The organism is Pelagovum pacificum (assembly GCF_016134045.1).
Lineage (GTDB): Bacteria > Pseudomonadota > Alphaproteobacteria > Rhodobacterales > Rhodobacteraceae > Oceanicola > Oceanicola pacificus_A.
Genome location: NZ_CP065915.1, coordinates 816569 through 836840 on the forward strand (window position 1 = coordinate 816569; position 20272 = coordinate 836840).

Below are 20272 nucleotides of genomic sequence, written 5' to 3' on the forward strand. Positions count from 1 at the left end.
CCATGCGCATCCCCTGTCCCCATTGCGGCGCCCGCGACCGGCGCGAGTTCACCTACAAGGGCGCCGATCTCGCAGCCCCGGGCGGCACCGAATGGTCGGACGCATGGGACGACTACCTGCACCTGCGGGACAATCCGGCGGGTGAGCTGACGGAACTCTGGTATCACGACCCCTGCGGCACCTGGGTCAGCGTGCGGCGTGACACCGTCAGCCATGCGGTGATCGGCTCCGCTGCCGCCTCGGCGGGGCGGCCCTCGTGAGGGTCGCAGGCAAGGGCATCTACGGCGACGCCAAGGCCGTCCCCTTCAGCTTCGACGGACAGAGCTTCGAGGCCCGCGAGGGCGACACGCTCGCCGCCGCGCTGCTGGCCAACGACGTCCGCCTCGTTGCGCGGTCCTTCAAGTATCACCGCCCGCGCGGCGTGCTGACCGCCGGCTCGGAAGAGCCGAACGCGCTCGTCACGGTCGGGCAGGGCGCGGCCCAGGTGCCCAACGTCCGCGCCACGGTGCAGGAGGTCTTTCCCGGCCTCGCCGCCCGCAGCCAGAACGCCTGGCCCTCGCTGAAGCGCGACGCGCTGGCGATCAACGACCTAATGTCGCCGTTCTTCGGCGCAGGCTTCTACTACAAGACCTTCATGTGGCCGAAGAGCTTCTGGGAGAAGGTCTACGAGCCGGCGATCCGCCGCGCCGCCGGGCTTGGCGCGCTGTCGGGCAAGCCAAATGACGAGGCCTACGAGAAGGCCTTCGCCTTCTGTGACCTGCTGGTGATCGGTGCCGGCCCTGCCGGGCTGATGGCCGCACTGACCGCCGCCCGCGCCGGTGCGGACGTGATCCTCGCCGACGAGGACGCGCGGATGGGCGGCCGGCTCCTGTCGGAGACGCTGGAGGTCGACGGCACCGCCGGTCACGTCTGGGCGGCGGAGCTGCTCGACGAACTCGCCGGGATGCCCAACGTCCGCCTGATGAGCCGCACCACGGTGACAGGCGTCTACGATCACGGCACCTATGGCGCGCTCGAACGGGTCGGGCTGCACCGTCCTGCCGCGCCCGACCTCGTGCGGGAGTGCTTCTGGCGGATCGTTGCCAGCCGGGCAGTGCTCTGCGCCGGCGCGCTGGAGCGGCACATCGCCTTCGCCGACAACGACCGGCCCGGTATCATGATGGCCTCCGCCGTGCGCGCCTACCTCAACCGCTGGGGCGTCGCGCCGGGACAGAACGTGACGATCTTCGCCAACAACGACGCCGCGCACCGCACCGCCAAGGACCTGCTCGACGCCGGGGTGAAGGTGAACGGCGTGATCGACACCCGCGATCGGGAGCGTGTGCCGGAGTCGACCGACTACGAAGTCTTCATCAAGGGCCGGGTCACCGGCACCGCCGGGCGCCACGCGCTCGAGGAGATCGAGATCGAACACAAGAGCGGCGCGCGCACGCTCAAGACCGATTGCCTCGCCCTGTCGGGCGGCTGGAACCCGTCGCTGCACCTGACCTGCCACAGGGGCGCTCGGCCCGCCTGGTCGGGCCAGATCGCTGCCCACGTCCCGCCGGAGGGCGCGGTGCCGGGCCTCGCGGTCGCGGGCGCCGCGCGCGGCATCTTCTCCACCGCCGGTTGCCTCGAGGACGGGGTGAAGGCGGCGCTCTCCGCGCTGGGCGAGCTCGGCCTGTCGGCGCGCGACGTCGAGGTCCCGAAGGCCGAGGACGGCGCCTATGCCATCCGCCCCTTCTGGCGCGTCGCGGGCGAGGGGCGGGCATGGCTCGACTTCCAGAACGACGTGACCGTGAAGGACGTGGAGCAGGCTGCGAAAGAAGGCTTTCGCTCGGTCGAGCACATGAAGCGCTACACGACGCAGGGCATGGCCACCGATCAGGGCAAGAGCAGCAACGTCGCCGCGCTCGCCATCCTCGCCCACGTCACCGACCGCTCGATCCCCGAGACCGGCACCACGACCTACCGCCCGCCATTCTCGCCCGTCTCCATCGCCGCGATGGGCGCCGGCGGTCAGGGGCAGGGCTTCGCGCCCCGGCGACTGACGACCTCGCACGAGGCGAGCGTCCAGAAAGGCGCGCCGATGATCGAGGCGGGGCTCTGGTATCGCCCCTCCTACTTTCCGCTCAGGGACGAGAAGACCTGGCGCCAGAGCTGCGACCGCGAAGTCGCGATGGTCCGCAATGCGGTCGGCGTGACCGACGTCTCGACACTGGGCAAGATCGACGTTCAGGGGCCGGATGCGGGCGCGTTCCTCGATTACGTCTACACCGGCACCTTCTCGACCCTTGCCGAGGGTCGTGTCCGCTACGGCGCGATGCTGCGCGAGGACGGTTTCGTCATGGATGACGGCACCGCCGCGCGGTTGGGGGCGGACCACTACCTCGTGACCACGACCACCGCCGCGGCGGGACAGGTGATGCGCCACTTCGACTACGTCGCGCAGGTGCTGCGCCCCGACCTGTCGGTGCGCCATGCCAGCGTGACCGAGCAATGGGCGCAGTTCGCCGTCGCCGGCCCGCGGTCGAAGAAGCTGCTCGACGGGCTGCTCGACGCGCCCGCTGACCCTGCTTTCATGGCATGGGCGCCGGTCACCGTCTCCGGCGTCAGGGCGCGGCTGTTCCGGATCACCTTCTCGGGCGAACTCGGCTACGAACTGGCCGTGCCCGCGCGCTACGGGGCCGCCGTCTACCGAATGCTCGTCGCGCTGGCGGAGGGACTCGGCGGCGGCGCCTACGGGATGGAGGCGCTGAACGTGCTCCGGATCGAGAAGGGCTTCCTCACCCATGCGGAGCTCGACGGCCGCACCACCGCCTTCGACCTCGGGATGGAGCGGATGTGTTCCACCAAGAAGGACTACGTCGGACGCGCCGCGGCGAGCCGCCCGGGCCTCACCGGCCCGGACCGGGATCAACTTGTCGGTCTGCGCGCCGCCGGGGCCGTGCGCCAGCTCACTGCCGGCGCCTACCTGTTCGCGCCCGGGGCGGAGCCGGTCAGCGACAGTGCGGAGGGCAACGTCACCTCGGCCTGCTACTCGCCGACGCTCGACACCGGCATCGCGCTCGCCCTGCTGCGCGACGGGCGGGCGCGGCATGGCGAACATGTGAAGCTTGTCGATCACCTGCGCGGTATCGAAGCCCTGTGCGAAGTCTGCGACCCGGTGTTCTACGATCCCGAGGGAGGGCGCGCCCGTGGCTAGGCTCCGGTCCCGCACCCCGTTCGAGGGGCTGCTGCCGATCACCATCGGCACGGTGCTGGTGGAAGAAGTCGTCCCCGGTCCGGTCCACCTTGTCGCGACCTTTGCCGGTCAGGAGGCCGGAGTCGGACGCGCGCTCGGCACCGGACTGTCGCTCGCCTTCCCCGCGCCCGGACAGGTGACCGAAGGACGCGACGCCCGCGCGATCTGGGTTGCGCCGGGCCAGGCGCTGGTCTTCGCTGCCGACCTGCCGGCCATCGCCCACGCAGCCGTCACCGACCAGTCCGACGCCTTCGCGATCTGCGCGGTGAGCGGCCCCGATGCGGCGGAACTGCTGTCCCGTCTTGTGCCCGTCGACCTGCGCCCGTCCGCGTTCCCGACGGGCACCACCGCGCGCACGCTCGTCGGACACATGACCGCCAGCGTCACCGCGGTGGAAAACGGGATCGAGATCATGGTGTTCCGCTCGATGGCCGGCACCCTCGCCGAAGAGCTCAGCCACGCCGCGAGGCACCTCGCCGCGCGCCGCGCCTGACCCGCTCTCTCATCTGGCCGCAAATACCTCCGGGGTCCGGGGCAGAGCCCCGGCGGATCGACGCGCCGAAGGCGCGGCGATCCAGACCAGGGAAACGCTCAGCCCTCCAGCGGGTGGAAACAGGCCGCCTGCTGGGTGCCGAAGGTCGCGGTTTCCAGCGTCGGCACCTCCTCGGCGCATTTCTCCGTCGCGCGGGGGCAGCGCTTGCGGAAGGCGCAGCCCGACGGCGGGTTGAGCGGGTCGGGAAGTTCAGTCTCCCGACCCTCGGGCGCTTTCAACTCCCGCCCCACGACCGGCGCGGAATCCGCCAGGAGCTTGGTGTAGGGATGCCGGGGCGCGCGGAAGATGTCCTCCGCCCGGCCCAGTTCCACCACCGACCCGAAGTAGAGCACCGCGATCCGGTCGCAGACCGCCTCCACCACGGCGAGGTCGTGGGAAATGAACAGGTAGGTGAGGTCGAACTCCGTCTTGAGGTCCGCCAGCAGGTTCAGCACCTGCGCCTGCACCGATACGTCGAGCGCGGAGACCGGCTCATCCAGGATCAGGATCGAGGCCTGCGCGGCGAGCGCACGCGCGATGCCGATCCGCTGCGCCTGTCCGCCGGAGAACTCGTGCGGATAGCGGTCCAGGAATTCTTCCCGCAGGTTCACGCTGTCGAAGATCTCGGCGATGCGCTTCTGCCGCTCGGCCTTCGGCATCCCGTGCAGCCGCTTCAGCGGTGCCTCCATGATCTGGCGGATCGTCTTCCTCGGGTTCAGCGAGGAGATCGGGTCCTGGAAGACATATTGGATGCGCTTGCCGAAGACCGCCGGGTCGGCATTGTCGAGCGCCTGGCCGTCGATCTCCACCGTGCCGCCGGTCGGCGGCAGCAGCCCGACCAGCATCCGCGCAAGGGTGGATTTGCCGCAGCCGGACTCGCCGACGATGCCGAGCGTCTCGCCCTTCTCGACGGTGATGTTCACGGGGTGAACGGCGTGGACATGGCCCTTGGCCGCGCCGAACAGGGACTTGCCCACGGCGAAGGTCTTCTTGAGGTCGGTCAGCTTGAGCGCGGCGGTCATTGGGCGGCCTCCGTGGCCTGGCGTTCGACGGGATGCAGGCAGCGGGCGCGGTGGTTTCCGACCTTCGCCAGCGGGATCTCTCCCGACCGGCAATCCGCCTGCACCTTGTGGCAGCGGTCGGCGAAGGCGCAGCCCTCGGGCAACTTGTCGACGGCCGGTGGCAGGCCGGGGATCGCCTCGAGCCGCCGCTTGCCCTCGCCCAGTTCCGGCACGCAGGCCATGAGGCGGGCGGTGTAGGGATGGCGCGGGTTGTTGAGGATCTGGTCGGTGGTGCCTTCCTCGACGATCCGCCCGGCATACATCACCGCCGCCCGGTCGCAGAGCTGCGCCACGACGCCGAAGTCATGGGTGATGAAGATGATGGCGAGCCCGCGCGATTTCCGCAGGTCCGACAGCAGCGACAGGATCTGCGCCTGCACCGTGACGTCGAGCGCGGTCGTCGGCTCGTCGGCGATGATGACGTCGGGATCGTTCGCGAGCGCCATGGCGATGCCGACCCGCTGGCGCATGCCGCCCGACATCTCGTGCGGGTAGGTGTCGATCCGGCTCTCGGCATTCGGAATTCTCACGTCCTTCAGCAGCTGGATCGCCCGCTTGCGGGCTTCGCCCCGACCGATACCGTGATGCACCTTGATCGCCTCGATCAGCTGATCGCCGACCTTGTAGAGCGGATGGAGCGTGGCGAGCGGGTCCTGGAAGATGTAGGCGACCCGGTCGCCGCGCAACGAGCGCAGCTTGCCGTAGTCCGCGCCGATCAGCTCCTCGTCCTTGTAGCGGGCCGAGCCGCCGGTGATCACACCCGGCGGAGAGGCGACGAGGCCCATGACCGACAGCGCCGTCACCGACTTGCCGGAGCCGGATTCGCCGATCAGGCCGAGGCACTCGCCCGGCGCGACATGGAGCGAGACCTCGTTCACCGCCTTGAAGACGCGCTTGCCGACGTGGAACTGTGTTTCGATGTCGGTCAGCGTCAGCACGCCGCTCTCGCGCGGCTCCGGCGCGGGCGCCTTGCGCTCCACCGTGGTGGCGGCCATCGGCCGCGACAGCGCGCCCGAGCGCAGGCGCGGGTCGAGCGCGTCGCGGATGCCGTCGCCGAGCAGGTTGATCGACATCACGATGATGAGGATCATCAGGCCCGGCGGATAGCTGACATGCGGGTCGGAGATCAGGCTGTCCTTCGCCAGACCCAGCATCGAGCCGAGATCGCTGTCGGGCGGCTGCGAACCGAGGCCGAGGAACGACAGGCCGGCGGTCTCGAGGATCATCCATCCGACCGTGGTCGAGGCCGCGACGACGATCACCGGCACGACGTTGGGGAGGATCTCGAACAGGATGATGCGCGCGTGGCTCATGCCTGCAAGGCGGGCGGCGTCGACGAATTCCTTGTGGGCGAGGCCCACGGTCACGCCCCGGATGTTGCGCGCGAAGAAGGGCACGTTCACCGCGGCGACGGCGATCAGCGCGTTCATAAGGCCGGGCCCGAGCGCGGCGACGATGGCCAGTGCCAGCAGGATGTAGGGAAAGCCCATGATCATGTCGATCGCGCGCATCAGCAGGTTGTCTGTCCGTCCGCCGGCATAGCCCGCGATGATGCCGATCGCCGCGCCGACGACCGCCGCGATCACGGCCGAGATGAAGCCGATGGCGAGGCTCACCCGTGTCCCCCAAAGGAGCCGCGACAGGATATCCCGCCCGAGGTGGTCGCTGCCGAGGAGATAGCCGGACTCTCCGAAGAAGGCGTTCTTGTTCGCCGGATCGGTCGCGTTCGGCGCTTTCAGCGGCAGCAGCGGCGTGATGAGCGCGAGGACAACGACAAGGATCAGGATGATGCCGCCGGCCAGCGCCAGACGGTTGCGGGCGATCAGCTGCAGCGTCTTCATGTCTGGATCCTCGGGTCGATCATCGCCTGAATCACGTCGACGACGATGTTGAAGAGCACGTAGAGCGTCGCGACGAGGACCACGCCGCCCTGCACCAGGAGCAGGTCGCGGGTGAGGATCGCGTCGACCAGCATCCGGCCCACGCCGGGCCATTCGAAGACCTTCTCGATATAGACGGCGCCCGACAGGACGAAGCCCGCCTGCAGGCCGAGCACGGGAATGATCGTGACCATCGCCGCCTTCAGCGCGTGCCGCCACACGACGTTGCGCTCGTTCACGCCCTTGGCGCGGGCGGTGCGGATGAAATCCTGTCGCAGCACCTCAAGCATGGCCGAACGCGACAGTCGCGCGATCACGCCGAGCGCGACCAGCGCCAGCGACACGGCGGGCAGAACGAGGTGGTGCGCGACGTCCCAGAAACCGCCGCCCCCGAGATAGGCGAGGCCGGACATCCCCGAGGTCGGAAACCAGCCGAGCGAGACGCCGAAGATCAGCACCATCATCATGCCAAGGAAGAAGGACGGGATGGAGATCCCGATCAACACCGCGAAGGTGATCGCCTTGTCCGCCGTCCCGTACTGACGCGCGGCAGAGACGACGCCCGCCGCCACGCCGAGGATCGAACACAGGATGAAGGAGGCGCCTGCCAGCAGCAGCGTCGCGCTGAACCGCTCCCACACCTCGTCCAGCACCGGCCGGTTGAGCGAGAAGCTGCGCCCGAAATCGCCGGTCAGCATGTTGCCGAGCCAGATGAAATACCGCGTGACCAGTGGCTTATCGAGGCCGAGGTTGCGGTTGATCCGCTCCACGTTCTCTGGCGTCGCGTAGGAGCCGAGGATCGCGGTGGCCGGATCGCCGGGGATCATCGCCATGATGAGGAAGACGATGATCGTCAGCCCGAGGATGACCGGCACGGCAGAGACGAGACGTTTCAGGATATAGCTTCCCACGGAGGTCTCCTCGGTGTGGAAGGTGGGAGGAGGCCGGCCCGCGCCGGCCTCCTCGAATGGCTCATTCCTTCGTCACGTCCTCGAGGAGGAGGTAGAAGGAGGGCTGCAGTTCGAAGTTGCCGACACGATCGCTGGCGACGGCGTTCTGCACCCAGTTGGCCACGAAGACCCACGGTGCGTCGTCGTAGACGATCTGCTGCATCTGCTTGTAGAGGTCCGCGCGCTCGTCCTGGCTGGTCGCGACGCGGGCCTCGTTCAGAAGCTCGTCGACCTCGGGGTTGGAGTAGTAGCCCGAGTTGAAGCCGCCCTGGTCCGGCCAGGCTTCGGACCGCAGCGCGAGGAAGGGCAGGGTGTCGGGGTCGGTCGTCATCCACGCCATTTCGGCCATGTCGGCCTTGCCCTCGAGCCCCGGATTCACTTCGCCGAGGAAGGTGTTCCACTCGTAGGTCTCGATGTTGACGTCGAAGCCGACGGCCTCGAGGTCCGCCTGGATGGCGGTGCCCATGGCGATCGGGTCGAGCATGCCGGACCCGCCCTCGGTCACGTAGAAGGTGACTTCGGGATTCTCCATTCCGGCCTCGGCGAGCAGCTCACGCGCCTTGTCGGGATCGTAGGCGTAGGGCTGCAGTTCTTCGTTGTAGGCCCAGCCGAACGCCGGCGGAGTCGGGCCCGCCGCGACCTGGGCGGTGCCTTCGAGGATGTCCTCGACCAGCGATTCCTTGTTGATCGCGTAGTTCGCGGCCTGCCGGACGGCCTGCTCGGTAAAGGGGCCTTCCTTCAGGTTCAGGATGAGGAACCACAGGTGCGGGCCGGCCGCCTCGTAGATGTCGTACGTGTCGTCCTGGAACTCGCCGAGCGAGTTCGGCGGAACCTCGACCATCACGTCGATCCCGCCCGACAGCATCTCGGCGACGCGGGTGTTGGCGTCGGTCAGCGGGCGGAACACCACGGCCTGCAGCTCCGGCGCGCCGTTCCAGTAGTCGGGGTTTGCCTCGACGACGACCGCCTCGTTCGACTGCCATTCGATGAAGGTGAAGGGGCCGGTGCCGACCGGGTTGCGGCCGAAGTCCGCGCCGTTCTCCTCGACCGCAGTGGGCGAGACGATGGCGCCGGTGGGCGAGGCGAGGTTCGACATGAAGGGCGCGAAGGGCTCGTTCAGGGTGAACTTCACGGTCAGGTCGTCCACGGCCTCGACGCTGTCGACCGCCGAGAAGTAGAAGGCGAGCGGGAACGGGCCGGTGTCGGCGTAGGGGTGATCCTCGTTCAGCATCCGCTCGAAGGTGAAGACCACGGCCTCGGCGTTGAACGGAGTGCCGTCGTGAAAGGTCACGCCCTCGCGCAGGTTGAAAGTGTACTCCAGCCCGTCCTCGCTGATCTCCCAATCGGTGGCGAGCTTGGGCTCGATGTTGAGCGTGCCGCTCTCGTAGCCGACGAGCCCGTCGTAGACGTTGACGAGGATGCGGAAGTCGTTCGCCGCGGTCACCGCCTGCGGATCGAGCGACTTCGGCTCGGCGATCTGGCCGACGACCAGCACACCCGGAGGCGTCTGTGCGATCGCGGGCGCACCGGCGGCGAGAGCGATGGCCGAGGCCATTCCGGTGGCCATCAGCGCGCGGCGCGTCCATTTGAATAGGGTCATTCGGTAACCTCCGCTGGGTATGATCTTGGTTTTTTGCTTCATTGAATGAGGGCAAATCTTCATGATAAATTCAAGACTGGTTTCGATGGAGGGTCCGGGTGACCATTTCAATCCTCACCTATGACGCGAAAACAGGCACATACGGCGGGGCAGCCTGCACCGGCTCGCTGTGCGTCGGCGGCTGGGTCCTGAGAGGCGACGCCGAATCAGGTCTCTCCGCCTCGCAAGGATCGGCGCCGAGCACGCTCTGGGGGACGCGCTCGCTCGAGTTGATGCGTGGCGGCACCTCTGCCGCGGACGCGGTTGCCCGCTTGACGGGCGCCGATTCGGGGCGAGGGCATCGCCAGATGGCCGCGCTCGACCCCTCAGGCGGCGTCGGCCATTTCACCGGTGCCGACAGCGTCGCCACCGCAGGGGCGCGGGCTGCCGAAAACGTGGTCGTTTCGGGAAACATGCTGTCGGGAGAGGCCGTTCTCGACGCCTGCATCGAGGGATACCTCGACGCGCGGGGTGCTCATGCCGAACGGTTGCTCGCCGCGCTGACGGCGGCGGAGCGTGCCGGCGGCGACAGCCGCGGCCTGCTGTCCGCCGCGCTGCTGGTGGTCGGGCCGGACATGGCGCCGCTCACCTTGCGCATCGACCATTCCGAAACGCCGCTCGCGGCGCTGCAGGATCTCTACCGCCGGTCGCAATCCTCGCCCTATGCCGACTGGCTAGACCTCGTGCCGACTCTCAACGCGCCGGATCGCGCGCCGGGCTGAGCCGCATCGAGGCAGAGCACCGGCTCACCTTGACGCGCCCGCCCCGGCCTTCTTTGGGCTCTTAGATATTCGCGGGGGTGAATTTGGCCGCAGGCCCAAGAGGGGGCAAAAAGCCCCCTGACGCCGCACGACCGGAGGGAGGGCTGCTGGATGTGCACCGAAGGTGCGCCGCCGGATCAGGCTACTCCGCGATGAACCGCTTCATGACCTGCGCTTCCTGCGCTTCCATGTGGTCCTGCGCGATCGCCATGTGCGAGGCCATCAGCCGCCGCGCCTCCTCGGCATCACCGGTGCGCAACGCGTCGATCACGCCGAGCTGGTGCATACGGCCCTGCCGCCAGAGCTCGATGTTCTGCGGCGCGTAGAGCCGGCGATAGATCGTCAGGTCGGACAGGATCTGCGCCATGAAGCTGATGAGGAAGCCGAGCAGTTCGTTGCTCGCGAACTCCGCCAGACGCGCGTGAAACTTGAGCGAAGCGACATGCTGTTCGCGCTCCTCCTCGTCGTCGCGGGCCGGTTCGGGATAAAGCGCGACGATGGCCTCCAGCTCGGCGATGTCGTCGTCTGACAGCTCGCCGGCGAGCGAGGCGGCAAGCTCTGGCTCCAGCAGGCGACGCAGCTGGTAGATGTCGCTGACGGTGAGGTTCTTGAAGTAGAAGTAGTTGCCGAGCAGCGCCCGTGCCCGGTCTGACGTCACCTCGCCGACGAAGCTGCCGCCGCCGGGGCCGGTGCGGGTGACGATCAGGCCCTGCGCCTCGAGGATGCGCATCGCCTCGCGGATCGTGCCCTTGGCCATCCCGAAGCGGGCGATCATCTCCGTCTCAGACGGCAGCCGGTCGCCTTTCTGCAGGCCGCGCTCGACCACCCAGCCCTTGATCTCGTCAGCCACGCGGACGGGCCTCGATCGCTTCGGTTCGCGGGGCTTGGGCTGGGCTCTGGGCATCGGTCCGGCAATGGTCACATGATCGAAAACGGCTGGACCGGGATAGCACGCGGGCCCGGCCGCCGGAAGCGGCGCGTCAGCGGGCCCTCGGGTCGGCCAGACGGCGCATCACGGTCGGGCCGGTCACCTGACCGATGACGGAGCCCTGTTCGGTAACGGCCACGGGACCGGAGCCGCCGGCGAAGCGGCGCATCAGGTCGGCGACCGTGGTGTCGGCAGGCACCTCGTCGGTGTGGTCCTCGCCCGCCGGTTCCATCACGTCCTTCGCTGTCAGCACGCCGAGCGGGTTCATGTGGGCGACGAATTCCGCCACGTAGTCATTGGCCGGGCTCGAGTAGATTTCCTGCGGGCGGCCGCACTGGACGATCCGGCCGCCTTCCATGATCGCGATGCGGTTGCCGATCTTGAACGCCTCGTCGAGGTCGTGGCTCACGAAGACGATCGTGCGCTTCAGCTCGCGTTGCAGCTCGAGCAGCTCGTCCTGCAGTTTGGTGCGGATCAGCGGGTCGAGCGCGGAGAAGGGCTCGTCCATCAGGATGATCGGCGACTCGGTTGCGAAGGCACGGGCGAGGCCGACGCGCTGCTGCATGCCGCCCGACAGCTCGCCCACCTTGCGGTCGGCCCAGTCCGACAGGCCGACGAGGCCAAGCTGCCGGTCGGCGCGCGCGTCGCGCTCGGACCGGGAAATGCCGGACAGTTCGAGGCCGAGCGCCACGTTCTCGCGCACCGACCGCCATGGCAGGAGGCCGAACTGCTGGAATACCATCGATACGCATTCGCGCCGCAGCTTCTTCAGCTCGGCCGCCGAGCAGCCAGGCAGGGTGCAGGACCAGTCGCCGTCGTTCACCGTGACCGCGCCCCGCGCGATCGGGTTGAGCCCGTTCAGCGCCCGAAGCAGTGTCGACTTGCCCGACCCGGAGAGGCCCATGAGCACGAGGATCTCGCCTTCCTCGATGGCGAGCGAACAATCGTGCACGCCGAGCACCTGTTCCGTCCGCGACTGGATCGTCGCCCGGTCGAGCCCCTCGTCCATCAGCGGCAGCGCCTTGTCGGGCTTGTTGCCGAAGACGATGGAGACCTTGTCGATGAGAACCGCGATATTGGTCATTTGCGGCTCCCCGCGTTGAGCATCCGGTCGAGCACGATGGCGACGACCACGATCACGAAGCCGGATTCGAAGCCGAGCGACGTGTTCACCGTGTTCAGCGCCCGGATCACCGGAACGCCGAGGCCGTCGGCACCGACGAGGGCGGCGATCACCACCATCGACAGCGACAGCATGATGGTCTGGTTCAGCCCCGCCATGATCTGCGGGAAGGCATAGGGCAGCTCCACCTTGCGCAGTGTCTGGCCGGGCGTCGCACCGAAGGCGCGGGCGGCTTCGAGCAGGGCAGGCGGCGTGGAGGAGATGCCGAGGTAGGTCAGCCGGATCGGAGCGGGCACGACGAAGATGACCGTCGCGATCAGGCCCGGCACCATGCCGATGCCGAAGAAGACGATGGCCGGGATCAGGTAGACGAAGGTCGGCAGCGTCTGCATCAGGTCGAGGACGGGCCGCATCCATGTGTAGAGCTTCGGGCGGTGGGCGGCGAGGATGCCGACCGGCACACCGATGCTCATGCAGACGAGGCAGGCGGCGAGGACGAGCGTCAGGCTCTCGGCGGTTTCCTCCCAGTAGCCCTGGTCGAGCACGAAGAGAAAGCCGACGGCGACCAGCAGGCAGGTCTTCCAGTTGCGCTGCAGCGCCCAGGTGATCGCCACGAAGGCGGCGATGACGAGGAAACGGTGCTGCGGCTCGTCCCAGAAGGGCAGGTAGGGTTCGAAGGATCGCCCGCTCATCCAGTTCACGCCCGGCGGGCGCATCAGGATCGACAGGATCAGGTCGATGATGAATTCGGTGACCGCGGCGAACCCGTCGAGGAACGCGCCGGCGGTGTTGCGGATGTAGTCGAACGCGGCGGCGAGCGTGTCGCCGACGGGGAGCTGTTCATCGGTCGCGCCGACGAGGCGTTGCGGCAGCCAGGTGATGAACCACCAGATGGCCGGGACCAGCCAGAGCAGGAAATCCCAGAGCGTGACGACGCACCATGCGACGGCCTGGTAGAGCGCGTTCAGGATCGTTCCCATGCGGTCGGGCCTCGGGTCTTCGGATCGGGAAGGATGGGTAGGATGGGTCGGTGACCCATCCTACAGTGACGGCATCAGCCTTCGAGCGCGGCGCTCACGGCTTCGACGGCGTCGCCGCCGTCCATCGTGGTCACGCCGTCGAGCCATGCGGTCCAGGCATCCGGGTTGGCGGCGAGCCATTCGGAGGCGGCGTCCGCCGGGTCGGCCCCGTCGTCGAGGATCGCGCCCATGATCTCGTTCTCCATCTCCAGCGAGAAGGAGAGGTTGTTCAGCAGCGTGCCGACGTTCGGGCACTCCTCGGCAAAGCCGGCGGTCGTGTTGGTGTAGACCGTCGCGCCGCCGAGGTCGGGGCCGAAGTAGTCGTCACCGCCCGTCAGGTAGGTGAGATCGTAGTTGGCGTTCATCGGGTGGGGCTCCCACGCGAGGAAGACGATCGGCTCGTCGCTGCCCGAGGCGCGGCCGACCTGCGCCAGCATGCCCTGCTCGGAGCTTTCGCGGACTTCGAAGTCGGACAGGCCGAAGGCGTCGGCCTCGATCATGTCCATGATCAGGCGGTTGCCGTCGTTGCCCGGCTCGATGCCGTAGATCGTCGCGTCCAGGGCGTCGATGTTGTCGACGATGTCGGCGAAATCGGCGATTCCCATCTCGGCGCCCGCGGCGTTGGTCGCCAGCGTGTACTTTGCGCCTTCGAGGTTGGCGCGCACGGTGTCGACCGTTCCGGCGTCGCGGTAGGGGGCGATGTCGCCTTCCATCGTCGGCATCCAGTTGCCGAGGAACACGTCCACGTCGCCCTCGGCGAGGCCGGTGTAGGTCACCGGCACGGACAGCACCTTGATCTCCGTGTCGTAGCCGAGTGCCTCGAGAACGGTGGTCGTGGCCGCAGTCGTCGCCGTGATGTCGGTCCAGCCGACGTCGGAGAAGATCACCGTTTCGCAGTCGGCGGCCGCCGCTCCGGCAGTCGCGATCGCAAGGGCGCATGTGGTGGTCAGCAGTTTCATTCCAGTCTCCCTGGTATCCCGCCGGCGAGGGCGGGTGTGGTGGATTTCGCCATTCGGCGAGTTATTGATTGACGGGTCAATTAGGCTCATCCTACGGTGCCTTGGCAACCCAAATCACCGACATGGATCACCAAGATGCCCGCTGAGCCCAAAAGGCGCGCACAACTCGTCGAGGCCACAATCAGCGAGATCGGGGCCAACGGCACTCTCAATATCACCGTAAGCCAGATTGCCAAACGTGCAGGAGTCTCTTCCGCGCTGGCATTCCACTACTTCGGTGACAAGGAGCAGATCTTCCTCGCCGCGATGCGCTACATCCTCACGCTCTACGGGGCGGAGGTGCGCGGCGCGCTCGCGGTGGCGGACGGTCCGCGCCAGCGGCTCGAGAGCCTCGTGCGGGCCAGCTTCTCGCCCTCGAACTTCCGGCGGGATGCGATCGCGGCGTGGCTGAACTTCTACGTGCTCGCCCAGACCTCGCCCGAGGCGCGGCGGCTGCTGTCGATCTACCAGCGGCGGCTGCAGTCGAATCTCGTCCACAACCTGCGGCCACTGGCCGGCGATGACGCCGCCGGGGTCGCACAGCGGATCGGCGGGCTGATCGACGGGCTCTACCTGCGCTTCGCGCTCGACACCGAGGCGACCGACGGGGCGAGCGCCGCAGCCCATGTCCTCCACGCAATCGACCGGGAAATCGGACACTCCAATTGACCTCTCCCAATATCCTCATCCTCATGGTGGACCAGCTGAACGGGACGCTGTTCCCCGACGGCCCCGCCGACTTCCTGCACGCCCCGAACCTCAAGAAGCTGGCGGAGCGCTCCACCCGATTCCGCAATTGCTACACCGCCTCGCCGCTCTGTGCGCCGGGCCGGGCGAGCTTCATGTCCGGGCAGCTGCCGTCGGTGAGCCGGGTCTACGACAACGCGGCGGAGTTCTCCTCCGACATTCCGACCTACGCGCACCACCTGCGCCGCGCGGGCTACTACACGTGCCTGTCGGGCAAGATGCACTTCGTCGGTCCCGACCAGATGCACGGCTTCGAGGAGCGGCTGACGACCGATATCTACCCCGCCGACTTCGGCTGGACGCCGGACTACCGCAAGCCGGGCGAGCGGATCGACTGGTGGTATCACAACATGGGATCGGTCACCGGGGCTGGGGTCGCCGAGATCTCCAACCAGATGGAGTACGACGACGAGGTCGCTTACAACGCCACGCACAAGCTCTACGATCTCGCCCGCGCCAAGGACCACCGGCCCTGGTGCCTGACGGTCAGCTTCACGCATCCGCACGATCCCTATGTCGCGCGCAAGAAGTTCTGGGATCTCTACGAGGATTGCGAACATCTGCAGCCCGAGATCGGCCCGATCCCCTACGAGCAGCAGGACAACCATTCCAAGCGTATCTTCGACGCGAACGACTGGAAGAGCTACGACATCTCGGACGAGGACGTGCGCCGGTCGCGCCGGGCCTACTTCGCTAACATCTCTTACCTCGACGAGAAGGTGGGCGAGATCCTCAACGTGCTGGAGCGCACCCGGCAGGAGGCGGTGATCCTCTTCGTGTCCGACCACGGCGACATGCTGGGTGAGCGGGGACTGTGGTTCAAGATGAGCTTCTACGAAGGCTCCGCCCGCGTGCCGATGATGATCTCCGCCCCGTCGATGGAGCCGGGACTGGTGACGGAGCCTGTCTCCAACATCGACGTCTGCCCGACGCTCTGCGACCTCGCCGGCGTGTCGATGGAGGAAGTCGCGCCCTGGACCACCGGCATCAGCCTGTTGCCCTACGGGCGGGGCGAAGTGCGCACCGCGCCTGTCGCACTGGAATACGCGGCAGAGGCCTCCTACGCGCCGATGATCTCGTTGCGCTCGGGCAAGTGGAAGCTGAACCTCTGCAAGCTGGACCCGGACCAGCTGTTCGACCTCGAAGCCGATCCGCATGAACTGGATAACCTCGCCGAGGATCCCGACCATGCGGAGGTGCTGGCCGAGCTGAAGGCCGAGGCCGACCGCCGCTGGGACCTCGACCGGTTCGACGCCGACGTCCGGCAGAGCCAGGCCCGCCGCTGGGTCGTCTACGAGGCGCTGCGCAACGGCAGCTACTACCCGTGGGACTTCCAGCCGCTCCAGAAGGCGTCAGAGCGGTACATGCGCAACCACATGGACCTGAACGTGGTGGAGGAGAACGCCCGCTTTCCGCGCGGCGAATAACCGGCCTCCACCGGGAGCCGCGGCCGGGGAGGGGCCGCGGTTCGATACCAGAACCTATCGCGCGGGGGACCGCCCCGGCGCACCGAAGAACCGAAGGATCGACATGCCCCTGCCCAAGGACACGCAACCGAAAGCCAGCCACTACATCAACGGCGCCTATGTCGAGGACACGGGCGGCACGCCGTTCGACGTGATCTATCCCGGCACCGGCGAAGTGATCGGCAAAGTCCATGCCGCAACGCCTGCCGTGATCGACGCCGCGCTCGAGGCCGCCCGCGCCGCGCAACCCGCGTGGGCCGCCATGTCGGGCACCGAGCGGGGCCGCATCCTGCGCCGCGCCGCCGACATCATTCGCGAGCGCAACCACGAGCTGTCGGTGCTGGAGACCTGCGATACCGGCAAGCCGCTGTCGGAGACGCTGGTCGCCGATGCGACCTCGGCGGCGGATGCGCTCGAATATTTCGGCGGGCTGGCGGGCACTCTGACCGGCGAGCATATCCAGCTGCCCGACGGTGATTTCGTCTACACCCGGCGCGAGGCGCTTGGCGTCTGCGTCGGCCTCGGCGCGTGGAACTACCCGACCCAGATCGCCGCGTGGAAGGGTGCGCCCGCGCTCGCCTGCGGGAACGCGATGATCTTCAAGCCGTCCGAGACGACGCCGCTATGCGCCCTGAAGGTCGCCGAGATCCTGACCGAGGCCGGCGCGCCTCCGGGCATCTTCAACGTGGTGCAGGGCATGGGCGAGGTCGGCTCCGCGCTCGTCACCGATCCGCGCGTCGCTAAGGTGTCGCTCACCGGCTCCGTGCCGACCGGTCGCAAGGTCTATGCCGCCGCCGCCGACGGGATGAAATACGTGACGATGGAACTTGGCGGCAAATCCCCCCTCGTCATCTTCGACGATGCCGACCTCGAAAGCGCAGTGTCCGCCGCGATCAACGGCAACTTCTATTCCACGGGTCAGATCTGCTCCAACGGGACTCGGGTCTTCGTCCAAAAGGGCATCAAGGAGAAGTTCCTCGCCCGGTTGGCAGAGCGCACGGCCAGTGCCACTCTCGGCGATCCGCTGGACGAGGCGACCAACCTCGGCCCGATGGTCAGCGCCGCGCAGCGCGAGATCGTGCTGCGCTACATCGAGACCGGCAAGGCGGAGGGCGCCCGGATGGTCTTCGGCGGCAAGGCGATCGAGGGCGACGGTTTCTGGATCGAGCCCGCAATTTTCGCCGACGTGACGGACGACATGGCGATCGCGCGGGAAGAGATCTTCGGCCCCGTTATGTCGGTCCTCGACTTCGACACGGAAGAAGAAGTCCTCGCCCGCGCCAACGATACCGAATTCGGGCTGTCCGCCGGGGTCTTCACTCGCGACATCACGCGCGCTCACCGGATGGCCGCGGGCTTCCGCGCCGGCTCGACCTGGATCAACACCTACAACCTGACGCCGGTCGAGGCGCCGTTCGGCGGATCCAAGATGTCCGGCGTCGGGCGTGAGAACTCCAGGGCGGCGATCGAGCACTTTTCGGAACGCAAGTCGGTCTATGTCTCGATGAATCCGACGGAGGCGCCCTTCTGATGGAAGCCGACTACGTCATCGTCGGGGCCGGGTCGGCCGGCTGCGCCATGGCCTACCGCCTGTCGGAGGCCGGCAAGTCGGTCATCGTGATCGAGTTCGGCGGCAGCGACGCCGGGCCGTTCATCCAGATGCCGGCCGCGCTGTCCTTTCCGATGAACATGCCGCGCTATGACTGGGGCTACTCGACCGAGCCCGAGCCGCACTTGGGCGGGCGCAAGCTGGTTGTGCCGCGCGGCAAGGTGATCGGCGGGTCGTCCTCGATCAATGGCATGATCTACGTGCGCGGCCATGCAAAGGACTACGACCACTGGGCCGGGCAGGGCGCCGATGGCTGGGGCTATGCCGACGTGCTGCCCTACTTCCAGCGGATGGAGCACTGGCACGACGGCGGCCACGGCGGCGACCCTGAGTGGCGCGGCACCGACGGTCCGCTGCATGTCACACGCGGGCCCCGGAAGAACCCGCTCACCCGCGCGTTCGTCGAGGCGGGCCGGCAGGCCGGCTATCAGGTCACCGGCGACTACAACGGCGAGCAGCAGGAGGGCTTCGGCCCCTTCGACTCGACCATCTGGCGCGGGCGCCGCTGGTCCGCCGCGAGCGCCTACCTCCGCCCCGCGCTGAAACGCGAGACCTGCACCCTCGTGCGGGGCCTCGCCCGCCGAGTGGTGATCGAGGAAGGCCGCGCCGTCGGCGTGGAACTCGACCGGGGCGGCCAGCGCGAGGTGATCCGCGCGCGGGCCGAGGTGATCCTTTCGGCCTCCTCGCTGAACTCACCGAAACTGTTGATGCTGTCAGGGATCGGTCCGGCCGCGCACCTCGCCGAGCATGGGATCGACGTGGTCGCCGACCGGCCCGGAGTCGGTCAGAACCTTCAGGACCATCTCGAGCTCTACATCCAGCAGGCCGCGACGAAGCCGGTCAGCCTCTACCGCTACTGGAACCTGTTCGGAAAGGCCGCGATCGGGGCGCAGTGGCTGTTCACCAAGACCGGCCTCGGCGCGTCGAACCAGTTCGAAAGCGCGGGTTTCATCCGCAGCCGCGCCGGCGTGGAATATCCCGATATCCAGTTTCATTTCCTGCCGATCGCCGTGCGCTACGACGGCAAGACGGCGGCAGAGGGCCACGGGTTCCAGGCCCACGTCGGGCCGATGCGCTCCGTCTCGCGGGGCGAGGTGACGCTGCGCTCCGGCAAACCGGAGGACGCGCCACGGATCGTCTTCAACTACATGTCCGACCCGTCCGACTGGGAGGACTTCCGCACCTGCATCCGCCTGACCCGCGAGATCCTCGCGCAGCCCGCCTTCGACGATTTCCGCGGCAAGGAGATCCAGCCCGGCGCGGACGCGCAGAGCGACGATGCGCTTGATGACTTCATCCGCGAACATGTGGAGAGTGCCTATCACCCCTGCGGCACTTGCCGGATGGGTCGAGCCGACGATCCGACGGCGGTCGTGGACCCGGAATGCCGGGTGATCGGCGTGGATGGCCTGCGGGTCGCGGACAGCTCGATCTTCCCGCGCATCACCAACGGCAACCTCAACGCGCCGTCGATCATGACGGGCGAGAAAGCGGCCGATCACGTGCTCGGAGGTCCGATGCTGGCACCATCGAACCGGCAGCCGTGGATCCATCCCGACTGGCAGACCAGCCAGCGATAAAGTGCCGGGAACGCGCCGACGGGCGGTGTCTCCCTTCTGAGTAGTGTAATGGAAGGCCCGCGCGGGACCGCCCTGGCGCGGGCCTTCGCGTGTCTGAAACAGACGCATTGACAAGTCCGACAATTTTGCTCAACTAATCATGTTCCGGGTCGGGACAGGTTGCGGAAAGGGACGGGAAGCCCGGCGCCGCAATCGGGCCAACCCGATCCGGGACACTTCACGCGACGCAGCCGGCATGGCCTGTCGCATCGGGCGCCGCACGACGGTCGCGAGGGGAGCACGGAGATGTCGGAGCAGCCTAGGCAACAGCGTGGCGGTGCGCCGGTCGGGTTCATGGACGAGCTGTCGGGGATCGAGGCGGGCGCCGTCGTCTGCCTGCGCCGCTGGTTCGACGGGCCCGAAGCCCGCGCCGGCGTCCGCGCCGACTTCGCCCGGATGCTCGGCACCGGGCACGGCAGCGCGGCGGCCAGTGCGCTCGAGGACATCTGCACGCTCTGCGCGCGGTTCGGCCGCAGACCCCTGATGCGTCATCACGCGACCTGCCGCTGCCTCGGCGCGGACGAAGCCTGCTTCGCCAACTTCATCGCCCTCGCCGCCGACGGCGACCGGGAGGACGCCATGCTCGTCGCGACCCTGCTGGTGCGCGCCGATATCGCGCCCTGCCTCGTCACGCTGGCCGAGAGTCTCGGCCTCGCCCTGCGGCGGCTGGACCGGACACCGTCGGTCCCCGAACCGGCATCCGACACGATTCACTGA

Annotated in this window: 17 protein-coding genes; 9 read left to right on the top strand and 8 right to left on the bottom strand. The window is 67.9% G+C overall.

The features are described 5' to 3' along the window. The first annotated feature begins 2 nt into the window (after positions 1-2). Genes I8N54_RS04200 through I8N54_RS04210 form a run of 3 tightly spaced genes read left to right on the top strand, consistent with a single transcriptional unit; the run spans position 3 to position 3716 of the window. Complete coding sequence (locus I8N54_RS04200; protein ID WP_140193769.1) at positions 3-260, top strand: sarcosine oxidase subunit delta; 258 nt, start codon at positions 3-5, stop codon at positions 258-260. Then, entirely contained in the window at positions 257-3184 is a 2928-nt protein-coding gene (locus tag I8N54_RS04205; protein ID WP_140193768.1) for a sarcosine oxidase subunit alpha family protein, read from the top strand. Before I8N54_RS04200 ends, I8N54_RS04205 begins: the two co-directional genes overlap by 4 nt. After that, entirely contained in the window at positions 3177-3716 is a 540-nt protein-coding gene (locus I8N54_RS04210; RefSeq protein WP_140193767.1) for a sarcosine oxidase subunit gamma, read from the top strand. Before I8N54_RS04205 ends, I8N54_RS04210 begins: the two co-directional genes overlap by 8 nt. Positions 3717-3814: 98 nt before the next feature. Here I8N54_RS04210 and I8N54_RS04215 read toward each other — a convergent pair whose 3' ends face one another. The 4 genes from I8N54_RS04215 to I8N54_RS04230 all read right to left on the bottom strand — a co-directional run bounded on the left by I8N54_RS04215 (position 3815) and on the right by I8N54_RS04230 (position 9246). Beyond that, positions 3815-4777, bottom strand: coding sequence for an ABC transporter ATP-binding protein (locus I8N54_RS04215; RefSeq protein WP_140193766.1), 963 nt, complete (start codon positions 4775-4777; stop codon positions 3815-3817). Then, positions 4774-6657 carry a dipeptide/oligopeptide/nickel ABC transporter permease/ATP-binding protein gene (locus I8N54_RS04220; RefSeq protein WP_140193765.1) on the bottom strand — a complete coding sequence of 628 codons (1884 nt, stop codon included), beginning with the start codon at positions 6655-6657 and terminating at the stop codon, positions 4774-4776. Before I8N54_RS04220 ends, I8N54_RS04215 begins: the two co-directional genes overlap by 4 nt. Next, positions 6654-7607 carry an ABC transporter permease gene (locus I8N54_RS04225; RefSeq protein ID WP_140193764.1) on the bottom strand — a complete coding sequence of 318 codons (954 nt, stop codon included), beginning with the start codon at positions 7605-7607 and terminating at the stop codon, positions 6654-6656. Before I8N54_RS04225 ends, I8N54_RS04220 begins: the two co-directional genes overlap by 4 nt. A 61-nt stretch (positions 7608-7668) precedes the next feature. Next, positions 7669-9246, bottom strand: coding sequence for an ABC transporter substrate-binding protein (locus I8N54_RS04230; protein ID WP_140193763.1), 1578 nt, complete (start codon positions 9244-9246; stop codon positions 7669-7671). A 98-nt stretch (positions 9247-9344) separates the two neighbouring features. On the opposite strand from I8N54_RS04230, the gene I8N54_RS04235 reads away from it, so the two are divergent. Further along, positions 9345-10007: a DUF1028 domain-containing protein gene (locus I8N54_RS04235; protein WP_140193762.1), complete on the top strand. Its 663-nt coding sequence runs from the start codon at positions 9345-9347 to the stop codon at positions 10005-10007. 181 nt (positions 10008-10188) lie between these two features. On the opposite strand, the gene I8N54_RS04240 is transcribed toward I8N54_RS04235, so the two are convergent. The 4 genes from I8N54_RS04240 to choX all read right to left on the bottom strand — a co-directional run bounded on the left by I8N54_RS04240 (position 10189) and on the right by choX (position 14075). Continuing rightward, entirely contained in the window at positions 10189-10950 is a 762-nt protein-coding gene (locus I8N54_RS04240; RefSeq protein WP_140193761.1) for a FadR/GntR family transcriptional regulator, read from the bottom strand. Between the two features lie 76 nt (positions 10951-11026). Further along, positions 11027-12058, bottom strand: a complete 1032-nt coding sequence (choV, locus tag I8N54_RS04245) for a choline ABC transporter ATP-binding protein (protein WP_140193760.1) — start codon at positions 12056-12058, stop codon at positions 11027-11029. Further along, positions 12055-13077, bottom strand: a complete 1023-nt coding sequence (gene choW, locus I8N54_RS04250; RefSeq protein ID WP_140193759.1) for a choline ABC transporter permease subunit — start codon at positions 13075-13077, stop codon at positions 12055-12057. Before choW ends, choV begins: the two co-directional genes overlap by 4 nt. A gap of 74 nt (positions 13078-13151) precedes the next feature. Beyond that, positions 13152-14075, bottom strand: a complete 924-nt coding sequence (choX, locus tag I8N54_RS04255) for a choline ABC transporter substrate-binding protein (protein ID WP_140193758.1) — start codon at positions 14073-14075, stop codon at positions 13152-13154. A gap of 135 nt (positions 14076-14210) precedes the next feature. On the opposite strand from choX, the gene betI reads away from it, so the two are divergent. The 5 genes from betI (at position 14211) to I8N54_RS04280 (ending at position 20272) form a co-directional block, all read left to right on the top strand. After that, positions 14211-14783 carry a choline-binding transcriptional repressor BetI gene (gene betI / locus I8N54_RS04260; RefSeq protein ID WP_140193757.1) on the top strand — a complete coding sequence of 191 codons (573 nt, stop codon included), beginning with the start codon at positions 14211-14213 and terminating at the stop codon, positions 14781-14783. Further along, positions 14780-16288: a choline-sulfatase gene (gene betC, locus I8N54_RS04265; RefSeq protein ID WP_140193756.1), complete on the top strand. Its 1509-nt coding sequence runs from the start codon at positions 14780-14782 to the stop codon at positions 16286-16288. The genes betI and betC overlap by 4 nt, the downstream gene beginning before the upstream one ends. 103 nt (positions 16289-16391) lie before the next feature. Then, on the top strand, positions 16392-17858 hold the full coding sequence (gene betB / locus I8N54_RS04270) for a betaine-aldehyde dehydrogenase (RefSeq protein ID WP_140193755.1): 1467 nt from the start codon (positions 16392-16394) through the stop codon (positions 17856-17858). After that, positions 17858-19516, top strand: coding sequence for a choline dehydrogenase (gene betA / locus I8N54_RS04275; protein ID WP_140193754.1), 1659 nt, complete (start codon positions 17858-17860; stop codon positions 19514-19516). Before betB ends, betA begins: the two co-directional genes overlap by 1 nt. Before the next feature lie 285 nt (positions 19517-19801). After that, positions 19802-20272, top strand: coding sequence for a hypothetical protein (locus I8N54_RS04280; protein WP_140193753.1), 471 nt, complete (start codon positions 19802-19804; stop codon positions 20270-20272).